Raw genomic sequence first — 13577 nt, 5'->3', positions numbered from 1 at the left:
ATTGCGCGCATTTCAGCAAATACTTCAGGCGCATGTTCTGCAGGAAAGTACGCTAATCGACCAGTTGCAGCTGTGGCTGTTGCTGAGGTGCGACATTCTGAATACGCACATCCATCTGCGGATAGGGCAGGTCAATATGGTTGGCGTCCAGCGCCTCTTTAATGTTTTCCAGCAGATCGTAATAGGTGTTCCAGTATTCGATATTGGGCACCCATACGCGCACGTAAAAATTCAACGCTGAAGCGCCCAGTTCGCCCAGACGAACGGTTACCCCACGTTGCTTATCGATGCGGCTGTCCTGCTCGATAATGTGATTAATAACTTGTTTAACCTCTGCAATCCGACTCTGATAACCCACACCAATCACCAGATCGATACGACGAAAAGGGTGACGGGAATAGTTAATGATGTTGTCAGCGATGATCTTACCGTTTGGAATAACCACTTCTTTGCTGTCCGCGGTTAGCAGGGTGGTGGAGAAGATGTGCACCTTTTCTACTGTTCCGGTGACTGCACCAATCTGCACTACTTCTCCGGCGCGAAAAGGCCGCAGGGAAACCAACAGCACGCCAGCGGCAAAGTTGGAAAGCGAGCTTTGTAGCGCGAGGCCAATGGCTAGTCCGGCGGCACCGATGACGGCAATAATGGAGGATGTTTCAATACCGATGCGACCTAATGCGGCGACGACGGAAAAGGCGAGGGTAATGTAACGTACCAGCGCGGTGAAGAACTGAATGATCGTTCTGTCGACTTTACGTTTAAGCAGTAACTTTTCCAGCCCACGAGAGAGCAGACGAGCGATAAATTTACCGATAAACAATAAGATCACGGCGGCAACGATATTCCAGCCGAATTGAATGACAGCATCGCTGTGCCCGGCGATCCACTCAAGGCCGCTTCTTATTTTCGGGAATAATAAAAAACCACTCATGGTATTACCCTGTAGTATTTAAAAATGATAACAATTCAAATAACTATTTAATTTTCATGCGAAATATAAATGCTTGCGTCAGTGATATTTGCTGGTGATATTAATTAGCGTTTATTTGAGCACTGTTTGTCTTTTTATGTCCGTTAAATCGTAACGTAAAAATCAGCGCGAATGGTGCGGTGAAGTGGGATGAAAAGATTGTGCATTTGTGCGAAAAATACGGTCGATTATCTGATAATTAAGCGAGAGAGGGGGAGGGGGGTGTAAAGTTTCATCACTCAAATCCCTTACCGGATGGTTAAATGTCAGGCGATTAGCCATCCGGTAAGGAATCTTAATGCTGGGGGTATCACAGGCGCGAGCGATCAATGTTCGTCGGTTTGTGCAGGAGCTGTCTGTTGTGGCTGAGTGGTCTGCTGAGATTCTTTTTTGTCCTGGTGGTGATGCCACGCACCAATGGCGGAGTAGACGAAGCGTCCGAAGAAGAAGAGAAAGCTGATAAGCAGTACGATCCGGATCATGCGACTGTTAAATCGGTGTCGTTTGCGTAGGCTGGTAACCTGGCTCACAAAAGGTTCCTTGTAGTGTACCCAACTGAGGGCGATACTCATATTAAGGCACACTGTGAGGGAATGGTCAATTCTTCCTTATGTAAAATTGCTTCAGTTGTTTTATCTTCTTATGTTATGGAAATTAATATTATTATTTGCATGAATAATGTATTAACGATAAAAAATAATGAAAAGAGTAATAATTGATGAATGAGGGGGATGTTTTTTGATATGTATCAAGCATCACACTTTGCTGACAACTAAAATCGATGAATCATTGTGATGTATTTTACTTTATCGTTTTAAGGTCAGGTGGGATGCCTGTCTGAATACCCCCTACAGGATGTGTGGGATTCTACTGAGCATCTATGAAACTCAATAAAAATTATATTGGTATTAGAGATAGATGGTGGGCATTACCTCTCATCTTACCTTCTTTGTTGTTGCCTATATTGAGCACTGCCACCACCTATGCCCATATTAGTACGGGGACCGTAATTCTTTTCTACCTGCCGTTAGCGCTGATGATTAGCCTGATGCTTTTTTTTGGCTGGGCGGCATTGCCAGGTATTATCATTTCCATTATCTGGTACAAATATCCGCAGGTCGGGTTATTTGAAACACTTTCAATAATTTCGCACTTTATAGTTACAATCGTGCTTAGCTGGGGAGGATATAAAGTATTTTCTCCCCGACGAAACAACGTTTCCCACGGGGATTCTCACCTGATGTTTCAGCGTATGTTCTGGCAGGTCTTCTGCCCGGCAACGCTGTTTCTGATACTCTTCCAGTTTGCTGCATTTGTGGGTGTTTATGAAAGCAAATCCGGCATGGTGGGCGTTATGCCCTTCAATACAGGCACATTGATCAACTATCAGTCCATACTCGCGGGGAATCTTGTAGGTGTGCCGCTGTGTTATTTCATCATTCGAACAATTCGCAACCCCTTGCATCTGAGAGGCTATTTTTCTCAGTTAAAGCAGCAGTTTGATACCAAAGTGACTAAAACAGAGTTTGCGGTCTGGTTGATTATATTGACTGTGCTAATGGCAATGTTGTGTATGCCGCTCAATGAACAAAGCTCAATATTCAGCACGAATTATACCTTGTCACTGTTACTTCCCGTCATGCTGTGGGGGGCAATGCGTTACGGTTATAGATTTATTTCGGTGATATGGGCGGTCGTACTTATTACCGCAATTCATTATTATCAGCGCTATATGCCATGGTATTCGGGTTACGATACGCAGCTTGCCATTACCTCATCAAGTTATCTGGTTTTTTCCTTCATTGTGAATTTCATTGCTGTCCTGGCAACGCGTCAACGTTTTGTTACCCGGCGCAACCATCGCCTGGCCTTCTTTGACCCTATGGTGCATATTCCGAATTTGCGCGCTTTGAACCGGGATTTGAAAAACGCGCCATGGTCAGTGCTTTGCTTTTTGGGTGTTCCGGGCATGGAGCTGCTGGTGAAAAATTACGGCATTATGCTGCGTATCCAGTACAAGCAAAAACTGGCTCAGTGGATAACACCGTTGCTTGAACAGGATGAGCATGTCTATCAATTGTCAGGTAATGATTTAATCCTGCGTTTTAACACTGAGCTACACCAGGAACGCATTGAAGCACTGGACAGGCATATCAAGCAGTTTCGTTTTGTTTGGGACGGAATGCCTTTGCAACCGCAGGTTGGGATCAGCTTTTGCTATGTCCGTTCTCCTGTTAACCATATCTATTTGTTGCTGGGAGAGTTAAGTACCATTGCCGAATTATCGCTGGCAACCAATTCTCCAGAGAATTTGCAGCGGCGTGGTGTGATGCACCTGCAACGCGACCTGAAAGATAAAGTTGCGATGATGAACCGTATTCAGCAGGCGCTGGAGAACAATCGCTTTTTCCTGAAGGCGCAGCCGATTTTTGGCGTGCGTGGCGACGTTTATCACGAAATCCTCCTGCGGCTTGAGGGGGATGACGGTGAAACTATTGCCCCTGATAACTTCTTGCCGGTAGCCCATGAGTTTGGTTTGTCATCCCGTATCGATCTGTGGGTGATTGAAAATACGTTGAAATTTATGGCGCAGAATCGGGAAAAAATGCCCGCCCACCGGTTTGCTATCAACTTATCACCCACCTCAGTATGTCGCGCGCGACTTCCTAATGACATCAATCAGTTACTGAATAAGTACAAGGTTGAAGCATGGCAACTTATCTTTGAAGTGACGGAAAGCAATGCCTTGACCAATGCGGAACAGGCACAGGCAACGTTGCTGCAGCTGCAATCACTGGGCTGTCAGATTGCGATTGATGATTTTGGTACTGGGTATGCCAGCTATGCGCGGCTGAAAAATGTGAATGCCGATATCCTGAAAATTGACGGTAGCTTTATTCGCAATATTGTTTCGAACAGCCTCGACTACCAAATCGTGGCCTCTATTTGCCATCTTGCGCGGATGAAAAGAATGCTGGTGGTTGCGGAGTACGTCGAAAGCGAAGAAATACGCAGTGCGGTGATTTCGCTGGGGATTGATTACATGCAGGGGTATCTGATTGGTGAGCCACTGCCGTTGAATGAAACGCTGGAAAAGCAGGTGCCAGATGAACTGACACCTGCTGAGATCTTATGCGGCGATATCGGGTGAGCTCTCTTCTTCAATTTTGAGTCGCCAGCCTGTTACGGCTTCCCAGTATTGCTGCTCTTTCTCCAGATCGAGCAGCACCAGCGCATTTTGGCTAAACCAGTCATGCGGGAAGCGTAAGGTCCAGTGGCTGTCGTCGGTTATCAGGGTCAAAGTCGGCGGTGTGGTGGTCGCCTGACGCTGATTATTCAACAGCACGCCCAGGCGCAGCAGCTGAATTAACGGCAGAAACTGTTTCTTCTTAAACAGCGTAAAGCGGGGCAAGTCGTCGAGCTTAATCGCTTTGCGATGATAACGAACTAATGTTGCCATCATCAGCTGTTGTTCCTGATTGAAACCAGGCAGATCGCTGTTTTGTAAGATATACGCAGAGTGGCGATGCAGACCGCTGTGGTTGATGTTCAGCCCAACCTCATGCAGCATTGCTGCCCAACGCAGTAACGCTTCCAGTTGGGGATTGGCCAGCTTTGGCTGCTGCGTATGCCACTGGTCGTACATTTGCATCGTCGTTTCTAGTACGCGCCGGGCCTGTTCGCTGTCAATGTTGTACTGGTTCGCCAGGCTGCTGGCGGTACGGCTGCGAACGTCCTGGTGGCGAAAACGGCCTTCCATCTCGTACAGCACGCCTTCACGTAACGCACCATCAGAAAGGCGAAGTTCGCGAATAGCTAACGCGTCAAAAACGCCGCACAGAATCGCGAGTCCGGGTACAAACACTGCTTTTCTTTCTTCTGACAACCCCGGCAAGCTGAGCGCATCAAATGACGCGTGCTTCAACACTTCAGATGTCAGCTTGTCCAGACGTTCGGGGGTGATAAAACCGTCTTTTTCACCCATCTCCAGCAGCACTTCATGGGCTGCTTTAATGGTGCCCGATGCGCCCAGCGCAACGTTCCAGCCCTGAATGCGAAACTGCCAGGTTAAGGTTTCGAGCTTTTGCGCAGCCGCCATGCGGGCACGCTGGAAGTTTTCGCGGTTAATTACACCGCGCGGGAAATACATCTGGGCAAAGCTGACGCAACCCATACGGCGGCTTTCGACCAGTTTAGGCTCGAAATCTTCTCCGATCACCAGTTCTGTTGAGCCGCCGCCGATATCGATAACCAGCTTGCGACCTTTTTCCGGCTGCGTATGTTCAACGCCCATAAAGATCAATCGGGCTTCTTCGTTGCCGGAAATAATCTCAATTGGGTAGGGGATGACTTTTTCCGCTCGCTTGAGAAAATCAGTCGCATTCAGTGCCTGACGCAAAGTATGGGTTCCCACGATACATACGCTTGATGGAGGAAACCCCTGCAAACGTTCGGCGAACAGTGATAAACAGCTTAGCCCGCGCTCCATGGCCTCTTCGCTCAGCTTGTTATCTTCGCCGAGGCCATCCGCCAGATGTACGCGTTGTTTCAGTCGCCCAATAATTTGCATTGCGCCATCAACCACGCGGGCAATGACCATATGGAAACTGTTTGAACCAAGGTCGACCGCAGCAAATTCCTGCGGTCGTGGAGTCTTGTCGTGTATTGGCATATCTTTAGTCAGGTTGCTCGAGTGATTTGATGTAATCGTAAATCGCCAATTGTGACTGAACCTTACGGCGGTTTCCGCGCGGTACGTAGCGATTACTCAGTTCTTTATCAATAAAGCGGGCTTTCACCGTGTCGCTGAACAGGATATCGATAATATCCAGCACGCGTTGCTTAAGGCGCGGGTCAAGAAGCGGTGTGGCAACTTCGATACGATAGTCGATGTTTCTTGTCATCCAGTCAGCGGAGGAGAGATACACCTGCTTGTCACCTCCGTTCTCGAAGATATAGACCCGGTCATGTTCAAGATAGCGATCAACGATGCTGATAACGCGAATATTGTCGCTGATACCTTCCAGATTCGGAATCAAAGAACACATACCACGAATCAACAAATTGACCGGCACACCAGAGCTTGAGGCCGCATAGAGGCGGTCAACCAGACCTTTATCGACCAGGTTATTTAGTTTTAGCGTAATGCCGGAAGGCAGTCCTTGCTGCGCGTTGGCGATTTCTTTGTCGATCATCGCGTACAGCAGACGGCGTGAGTTCTGCGGGGAAACCAGCAGATAATCGAACGTCACCGGGCGATACGGGTTCTCGATGAAGTTAAACACCCGACGCACTTCGTTGGTAATGCGCGAATCGGCAGTTAGCAACGAGTAGTCGGTATACAGGCGTGCCGTTTTTTCGTTAAAGTTCCCCGTCCCGATATGCGCATAGCGCACGACTTCATCACCTTCTTTACGTGAGATAAGGAACAGTTTGGCGTGAATTTTCAGGCCTGGCGCGGAGAAGATGACGTGAACGCCTGCTTCGGTAAGACGCTTGGCCCAATGGATATTGGCTTCTTCATCGAAGCGGGCCTGCAATTCCACCACCACGGTGACTTTCTTACCGTTGTGCGCGGCATGGATCATTGAATCTATGATGCGTGAATCTTTTGCCACACGGTAGATGTTGATCTTTATAGCCAGCACGCTCGGGTCGAAAGAGGCCTGGCGCAGTAGTTCAAGAACGTGCTCAAAGGTGTGATAGGGGTAATACAGCAGCACGTCGCGTTCACGAACGGCGTCAAAGCCGTTACGAAATTTCTCGTTGTCGAACCAGATATGGCGCAGACGTGGCAGCGGTTTGTTCACCAGGTTAGCTTTGCCAACGTTAGGGAAGTTAATAAAGTCTTTGAAGTTATGGTAACGTCCGCCGGGAACAATCGAGTCGTAGCGAGAAATCGTCAGTTTTTCACGCAGTACTTCGACCAGTGCATTGGGCATGTCACGCTGATAGACAAAACGTACAGGTTCTGCGGTCAGACGCTGTTTCAGGCTGGATGACATCAGCTCCATCAGGCTCGATTCCATCTCGTGCACCAAATCGTATTCGGCGTCACGGGTCATTTTCATCGAATAGGCGTTCAGTGCGTCGTAGTCAAAGAACCCTTTGAAAATGTCGTCAAGGCAGTAACGTAAGATGTTGTCCAGCAGGATCATCGGTTTGCGACGGCGCGGGGTTTCCGGCGGCAGATTCACAAAACGGGGAACCTTGTCGGAAGGGATTTCCAGCAGCGCGTAGCGGATCGTATCACCACGGATAATTTCTACCGCCAGATAGGTGTAGTCATCTTTCAAAAACTGGACTAAATCCGTCTCGCGGTTAATCAAGATCGGCGTGATGTGCTGGCGAAGATATTGCTTGAAGTAATGACGCAACCAGCTTTGCTGATTGACCGACAACTGGCGTTCGTTGATTAAGAAAATCTGATTGCGCGCCATTTCCAACAGCAACTCGTTGTACAGGCCGTCAAATTCCTGATCGGCTTTTAATACGCGGGCCTGGATTTTGCCTAACAAATGGCGGGAGTGAGAGTTTGAACCCTGTTCTTCGCTAATAATGATTCGGCGCTTCAGTTCGGCAAAACGAACCTTATAAAACTCGTCGAGATTATTGGAATAGATACCTAAGAAACGCATCCGTTCGATCAACGGGTTTGACTTATCAGCAGCTTCCTGGAGTACACGTTCGTTGAACGCTAACCAGCTGAGTTCTTTCTCGATGTATAGCTTTTCCTGACCCATTACCACTTTTACTCCGTTTCATTCACGGGACACTACCGATTTATTATGGCGAGCATTGCTCTCAGATGTCCAACTGTGCCAGAAAAATATGACAATAAACCGTCTGATAGCAAAGAGAAAGGGGGAGCGTAGATGAATACCGGTGGTATTAACCGGAAAAGGTAGTTATGCCTGTAAGCCGGATGGTGACATTCGGCTTACAGGTTGGTTTTTTTATTATTCGTCGGCGGCGTAGCCTTGTGGAGGCAAACGAACGCCATCCAGCCATGCAGCGTTATCACGCATCTTCAGGCGACCGTCGATAAACCAGCTTACCACCAGCGGGTAAATGGTATGTTCCTGAGCCTGAACCCGTGCCGTGACGTCATCTTCGCTGTCGCCTTCAAATACTGGGACTTTGGCCTGGAGAATGACCGGTCCGCCGTCCAACTCATCCGTCACGAAATGGACTGAGGTACCATGTTCTTCATCGCCGTTTTCCAGTACCTGGCGGTGCGTATGCAGGCCGGGATACTTCGGCAATAAAGACGGGTGGATATTCAGCAATCGTTCAGCATAGTGAGCGACAAACGCCGGGCTGAGGATACGCATATAACCGGCCAGCACCACGACATCGGGTGCATAGGCGTCAATCTCTTGTATCAGTTGGCGGTCGAATGCTTCGCGACTGGCAAACTGGGCGGCTTCCAGCGAGTGTGCCGGAATATTCGCTTCGCGTGCGCGCTCAAGGCCGAACGCATCGGCCTTGTTACTGAATACTGCACGTATGGTGCCATTGATTTTTTTCTGTTCGCAGGCGTCGATTATCGCCTGCAAATTGCTTCCGTTGCCGGAAATGAGCACCACAATGTTTTTCATTCAATGACCACACGCTGTTCGGAATCAGAAGCTTTGATGATACCGATTTTCCATGCGTTTTCACCTTTCTCATTGAGCAAAGCAAGGGCTTTGTCCACTTCCGGAGCTGGCAGGGCGATAACCATACCTACACCGCAGTTAAAGGTGCGATACATCTCATGCTGGCTGACGTTACCCGCCGTTTGCAGCCAGTTGAAGACGGCTGGCCACTGCCATGAAGATTCGTCGATCACTGCCTGCGTGTTGTCTGGCAGAACGCGTGGAATATTTTCCCAGAAGCCGCCGCCGGTCAGGTGGGCAATGGCGTGCACATCAACCTTCTCGATCAGTTCCAGAATGGATTTCACGTAAATGCGGGTAGGGGACAGTAAGTGATCGGCCAGCGGCTTGCCTTCAAGCTCGGTGGTTTCTGGGTCACAACCGCTGACTTCTACAATTTTACGCACCAGAGAGTAGCCGTTGGAGTGCGGGCCGCTGGAGCCGAGCGCAATCAGTACGTCACCGTCAGCCACTTTTGAACCGTCGATAATCTCTGACTTTTCGACGACGCCAACGCAGAAACCTGCCACGTCGTAATCTTCGCCGTGGTACATCCCCGGCATTTCAGCTGTTTCCCCACCGACCAGCGCACAGCCAGACTGCAGGCAGCCTTCGGCAATCCCGTTAATGACGCTGGCTGCGGTGTCCACATCCAGTTTGCCGGTCGCATAGTAGTCGAGGAAGAACAGTGGCTCAGCGCCCTGAACCACGAGGTCGTTGACGCACATTGCGACGAGGTCAATGCCGATAGTGTCGTGGCGTTTCAGATCCATCGCCAGACGCAGTTTTGTACCAACGCCATCAGTGCCGGAAACCAGTACCGGTTCACGATATTTTTGCGGCAATGCGCACAGCGCACCGAAGCCACCCAGACCACCCATAACTTCCGGACGACGAGTTTTCTTTACTACGCCTTTGATTCGATCAACCAGAGCATTACCTGCATCAATATCAACACCGGCATCTTTGTAGCTAAGAGAGGTTTTATCGGTCACTGCCTGCTTCCCCACATGTTTACTTGCAGTAAAAGTTAAATTCGGCGCAATTCTAACAGGGAAAGCAAACGTTTGCGAGCCTGCTCTGCATCAAGTTTTATCTGCTGGTTTTTTCAGCATTTTACAATCATTTATCCATTTGTTTGAGCTGCGCCACGAAAATGAAACCGGGTACAGTCTTGTGCTTGAATCCTGTTAGCCGAATGCACAGTATCGTACTGAAACCGGTTTCTGTTTTCTGTTGCGGACCTCATCAACAGCGTTTTGCGCAGAGTCATCATGATAGGGGAAGGGTATGTCAGGATTTAAAGCAGATTTCATGTGGGGTGGTGCTGTCGCTGCTCATCAACTGGAAGGTGGCTGGCAGGAGGGCGGAAAAGGCGTCAGCGTTGCCGATGTCATGACCGCGGGAGCGCATGGTGTGGCGCGTGAAATTACCGACGGTGTGATTGCCGGTAAAAATTACCCTAACCATGAGGCCATCGATTTTTATCATCGCTATAAAGACGACATAAAGCTGTTTGCCGAAATGGGGTTTAAATGTTTTCGCACCTCTATTGCCTGGACACGTATTTTCCCCTTAGGCGATGAAGAACAACCCAATGAAGCTGGCCTACAGTTCTATGATGACCTGTTTGACGAATGCCTGAAATACGGCATTGAGCCGGTGATTACGCTGTCGCATTTTGAGATGCCTTACCATCTGGTGACGGAGTACGGCGGCTGGCGCAACCGCAAGCTTATCGATTTCTTTGTCCGTTTTGCCAGGGTGGTATTCACTCGTTACCAGCACAAAGTGAAGTACTGGATGACGTTTAATGAGATTAACAACCAGGCAAATTATCACGAAGATTTCGCGCCCTTTACTAACTCAGGTCTGAAATACCAGCCTGGCGAAGACCGCGAGCCGGTCATGTACCAGGCGGCGCACTATGAGCTGGTGGCAAGCGCGCTGGCGGTAAAGGTCGCGCGTGAGATTAACCCGGAATTACAAATAGGGTGCATGATTGCCATGTGTCCAATCTATCCGCTGACCTGCGCGCCAGACGATATGATGATGGCGATGAATGCCATGCACCGGCGTTACTGGTTTACTGACGTCCATGTGCGCGGCAAATATCCGCGGCATCTTCTCAACTACTTTGCCCGTCGTGGCTTTGAACTGGATATCACCGAGGAAGACCGTCAGGCGCTGGCCAAGGGCTGCGTTGATTACATCGGCTTTAGCTATTATATGTCTTTCGCGACCCAGGCAACGGCGGACAACCCACAGCTGGATTACGACGAGTCGAAAAGCCTGGTTTCCAACCCGTACGTGCAGAAATCGGACTGGGGCTGGCAGATTGATCCGGTTGGCCTACGTTATTCACTGAACTGGTTCTGGGATCATTATCAACTGCCACTATTTATTGTGGAGAATGGATTTGGCGCCATTGATGTGCGCGAGGACGATGGTACAGTTAACGACCAGTACCGTATCGACTACCTTGCCGCCCACATACGTGAGATGAAAAAAGCGGTGGTGGAAGATGGCGTGGATCTGATGGGATATACCCCGTGGGGCTGCATTGATTTAGTCTCTGCCGGGACAGGGGAGATGAAAAAACGCTACGGGTTTATCTATGTCGATAAAAATAATGATGGTAGCGGGACATTAACGCGCTCACCTAAAAAATCTTTTTCGTGGTATCAAAAAGTCATCCAGACTAATGCTGAATATCTTTAAAATTCATGGCATTGACAACAAGCCCCGCCATCAGTGCGGGGCTTGTTTTATACTCATCATTCAGACGCAAATGACTTTGGTTGATCCATATCAAGCGTATGCAGTGTTGCGCCAGAGAGGAAAAGCGGTATAATCCGGCGATTTTTTTTGTGGTTGCCATTCGTCTGAGGAAAGGAGAAGAGTATGAAGATCGTGGAAGTCAAACACCCACTCGTCAAACACAAGCTGGGACTGATGCGTGAAAACGACATCAGCACTAAACGCTTTCGTGAACTCGCCTCGGAAGTTGGCAGTCTGCTGACTTATGAAGCAACCGCTGGTCTGGAAACCGAAAAGGTGACCATTGAAGGCTGGAACGGTCCAGTTGAAGTTGACCAAATCAAAGGCAAAAAAATCACCGTTGTGCCTATCCTGCGTGCGGGTCTGGGCATGATGGAAGGCGTTCTGGAAAACGTTCCGAGCGCGCGTATCAGCGTTGTTGGTATGTACCGTAACGAAGAGACGCTGGAGCCGGTTCCGTATTTCCAGAAGCTGGTTTCTAACATCGATGAGCGTATGGCGCTGATCGTTGACCCAATGCTGGCAACCGGCGGCTCTGTTATCGCCACTATCGATCTGCTGAAAAATGCAGGCTGCACCAGCATTAAAGTGCTGGTCCTGGTTGCGGCACCGGAAGGTATCGCGGCACTGGAAAAAGCGCACCCGGATGTGGAGCTGTACACCGCCTCCATCGATCAGGGACTGAACGAGCACGGATACATTATTCCGGGGCTCGGCGATGCCGGCGATAAGATTTTTGGTACCAAGTAAACGAATAAGTGAAAAGAAGCCGACTTTAAGAGTCGGCTTTTTTTTGAATAAAACAACCCAATGGCTAATAACAAACAACACTCAGAGGAAAACACTATGACGCGCCGTGCTATCGGGGTGAGTGAAAGACCGCCGCTTTTACAGACAATCCCGCTTAGTTTGCAGCACCTGTTCGCCATGTTTGGCGCAACGGTACTGGTGCCAGTCCTGTTCCACATCAACCCGGCTACCGTTCTGCTGTTTAACGGCATTGGTACGTTGCTGTATCTCTTTATTTGTAAGGGTAAAATTCCCGCATATCTGGGTTCCAGCTTTGCCTTTATTTCCCCGGTACTGCTGCTGCTGCCGTTAGGGTATGAAGTGGCGCTGGGCGGTTTCATTATGTGTGGCGTCCTGTTCTGCCTGGTTTCTTTCATTGTTAAGAAGGCAGGAACCGGCTGGCTGGATGTCATGTTCCCGCCTGCGGCGATGGGCGCAATCGTTGCCGTCATCGGTCTGGAGCTGGCTGGCGTTGCTGCGGGTATGGCGGGGTTACTGCCTGCTGAGGGGCAATTACCGGATTCAAAAACCATCATCATTTCTATGGTGACGCTGGCGGTAACGGTCTTTGGTTCCGTATTGTTCCGCGGTTTTATGGCGATTATCCCGATTCTGATCGGGGTGCTGGCCGGTTATGCGCTTTCCTTCGTGATGGGCGTTGTGGACACTACGCCGATTGCGCAGGCCCACTGGTTCGCGCTGCCGACGTTCTACACGCCGCGTTTTGAATGGGTTGCCATTCTGACCATCCTGCCAGCGGCGCTGGTGGTCATCGCCGAACACGTCGGGCATCTGGTGGTGACGGCGAATATCGTGAAAAAAGATTTGATTCGCGATCCTGGCCTGCATCGTTCTATGTTTGCCAACGGTCTGTCTACGGTAATCTCTGGTTTCTTCGGCTCTACGCCGAACACCACGTACGGCGAAAACATCGGCGTAATGGCGATTACCCGCGTTTACAGTACCTGGGTTATCGGCGGTGCGGCAATTTTCGCCATTCTGCTCTCCTGCGTGGGTAAACTGGCGGCGGCGATCCAAATCATTCCACTGCCGGTTATGGGCGGCGTATCACTGCTGCTGTACGGTGTGATTGGTGCTTCTGGTATTCGCGTACTGATCGAGTCGAAGGTTGACTATAACAAGGCGCAGAACCTGATCCTGACCTCGGTTATTTTGATCATCGGCGTAAGTGGCGCGAAAGTTCACATCGGTGCCGCAGAGCTGAAAGGCATGGCGCTGGCGACCATCGTTGGTGTCTGTCTGAGCCTGATTTTCAAAGTTATCAGCCTGCTGCGTCCGGAAGAAGTCGTGCTTGACGCGAAAGATGCAGACAGTCCGCAACAGTAAATCTCTGACCGGGCGGCAGCGCTGCCCGGTTCTATCGCGACGTATTTCTG

Annotated in this window: 10 protein-coding genes; 4 read left to right on the top strand and 6 right to left on the bottom strand. The window is 49.7% G+C overall.

Annotation, left to right across the window (positions count from 1 at the left end):
• Positions 1–52: 52 nt before the first annotated feature.
• Positions 53–931, bottom strand: coding sequence for a small-conductance mechanosensitive channel MscS (gene mscS / locus OGY13_RS20015; RefSeq protein WP_008785447.1), 879 nt, complete (start codon positions 929–931; stop codon positions 53–55).
• 365 nt (positions 932–1296) lie between these two features.
• Positions 1297–1500, bottom strand: a complete 204-nt coding sequence (locus tag OGY13_RS20010) for a YfgG family protein (RefSeq protein ID WP_008785446.1) — start codon at positions 1498–1500, stop codon at positions 1297–1299.
• Between the two features lie 350 nt (positions 1501–1850).
• Between OGY13_RS20010 and OGY13_RS20005 the strand changes: the two genes are divergently transcribed.
• Positions 1851–4121 (top strand): bifunctional diguanylate cyclase/phosphodiesterase, encoded by a 2271-nt coding sequence (locus OGY13_RS20005; protein WP_071446835.1) that lies wholly within the window; start codon positions 1851–1853, stop codon positions 4119–4121.
• Here OGY13_RS20005 and ppx read toward each other — a convergent pair.
• The 4 genes from ppx to purM all read right to left on the bottom strand — a co-directional run bounded on the left by ppx (position 4101) and on the right by purM (position 9605).
• Positions 4101–5642 carry an exopolyphosphatase gene (ppx, locus tag OGY13_RS20000; protein ID WP_032944195.1) on the bottom strand — a complete coding sequence of 514 codons (1542 nt, stop codon included), beginning with the start codon at positions 5640–5642 and terminating at the stop codon, positions 4101–4103. The genes OGY13_RS20005 and ppx overlap by 21 nt on opposite strands.
• A gap of 4 nt (positions 5643–5646) precedes the next feature.
• The gene (ppk1, locus tag OGY13_RS19995) at positions 5647–7713 is read right to left on the bottom strand and encodes a polyphosphate kinase 1 (protein ID WP_032944192.1); all 2067 of its coding nucleotides are present in this window, start codon (positions 7711–7713) and stop codon (positions 5647–5649) included.
• A 216-nt stretch (positions 7714–7929) separates the two neighbouring features.
• Positions 7930–8571 (bottom strand): phosphoribosylglycinamide formyltransferase, encoded by a 642-nt coding sequence (purN, locus tag OGY13_RS19990; RefSeq protein ID WP_008785442.1) that lies wholly within the window; start codon positions 8569–8571, stop codon positions 7930–7932.
• Complete coding sequence (purM, locus tag OGY13_RS19985) at positions 8568–9605, bottom strand: phosphoribosylformylglycinamidine cyclo-ligase (RefSeq protein WP_213752117.1); 1038 nt, start codon at positions 9603–9605, stop codon at positions 8568–8570. The genes purN and purM overlap by 4 nt, the downstream gene beginning before the upstream one ends.
• A gap of 295 nt (positions 9606–9900) precedes the next feature.
• Between purM and OGY13_RS19980 the strand changes: the two genes are divergently transcribed.
• The 3 genes from OGY13_RS19980 to uraA all read left to right on the top strand — a co-directional run bounded on the left by OGY13_RS19980 (position 9901) and on the right by uraA (position 13527).
• Positions 9901–11331 (top strand): 6-phospho-beta-glucosidase, encoded by a 1431-nt coding sequence (locus OGY13_RS19980; RefSeq protein ID WP_071446833.1) that lies wholly within the window; start codon positions 9901–9903, stop codon positions 11329–11331.
• A 183-nt stretch (positions 11332–11514) separates the two neighbouring features.
• Complete coding sequence (gene upp / locus OGY13_RS19975; RefSeq protein WP_003835110.1) at positions 11515–12141, top strand: uracil phosphoribosyltransferase; 627 nt, start codon at positions 11515–11517, stop codon at positions 12139–12141.
• A 96-nt stretch (positions 12142–12237) separates the two neighbouring features.
• The gene (gene uraA / locus OGY13_RS19970; protein ID WP_003835107.1) at positions 12238–13527 is read left to right on the top strand and encodes a uracil permease; all 1290 of its coding nucleotides are present in this window, start codon (positions 12238–12240) and stop codon (positions 13525–13527) included.
• The last annotated feature ends 50 nt before the right edge of the window (positions 13528–13577 follow it).

Origin of the sequence: Citrobacter sp. Cpo045, assembly GCF_030332875.1 — a bacterium.
Lineage (GTDB): Bacteria > Pseudomonadota > Gammaproteobacteria > Enterobacterales > Enterobacteriaceae > Citrobacter > Citrobacter portucalensis.
The sequence above is the reverse complement of the archived record's forward strand: the minus strand, read 5'-3'. Positions and strand labels throughout refer to the sequence as shown.

Excerpts from the sequence above, each read along its gene's own strand:
- purN (WP_008785442.1), bottom strand. The coding sequence starts at position 8,571 with ATGAAAAACATTGTGGTGCTCATTTCCGGCAACGGAAGCAATTTGCAG.
- OGY13_RS19980 (WP_071446833.1), top strand. The coding sequence starts at position 9,901 with ATGTCAGGATTTAAAGCAGATTTCATGTGGGGTGGTGCTGTCGCTGCT.
- ppk1 (WP_032944192.1), bottom strand. The coding sequence starts at position 7,713 with ATGGGTCAGGAAAAGCTATACATCGAGAAAGAACTCAGCTGGTTAGCG.
- uraA (WP_003835107.1), top strand. The coding sequence starts at position 12,238 with ATGACGCGCCGTGCTATCGGGGTGAGTGAAAGACCGCCGCTTTTACAG.
- mscS (WP_008785447.1), bottom strand. The coding sequence starts at position 931 with ATGAGTGGTTTTTTATTATTCCCGAAAATAAGAAGCGGCCTTGAGTGG.
- ppx (WP_032944195.1), bottom strand. The coding sequence starts at position 5,642 with ATGCCAATACACGACAAGACTCCACGACCGCAGGAATTTGCTGCGGTC.
- OGY13_RS20005 (WP_071446835.1), top strand. The coding sequence starts at position 1,851 with ATGAAACTCAATAAAAATTATATTGGTATTAGAGATAGATGGTGGGCA.
- upp (WP_003835110.1), top strand. The coding sequence starts at position 11,515 with ATGAAGATCGTGGAAGTCAAACACCCACTCGTCAAACACAAGCTGGGA.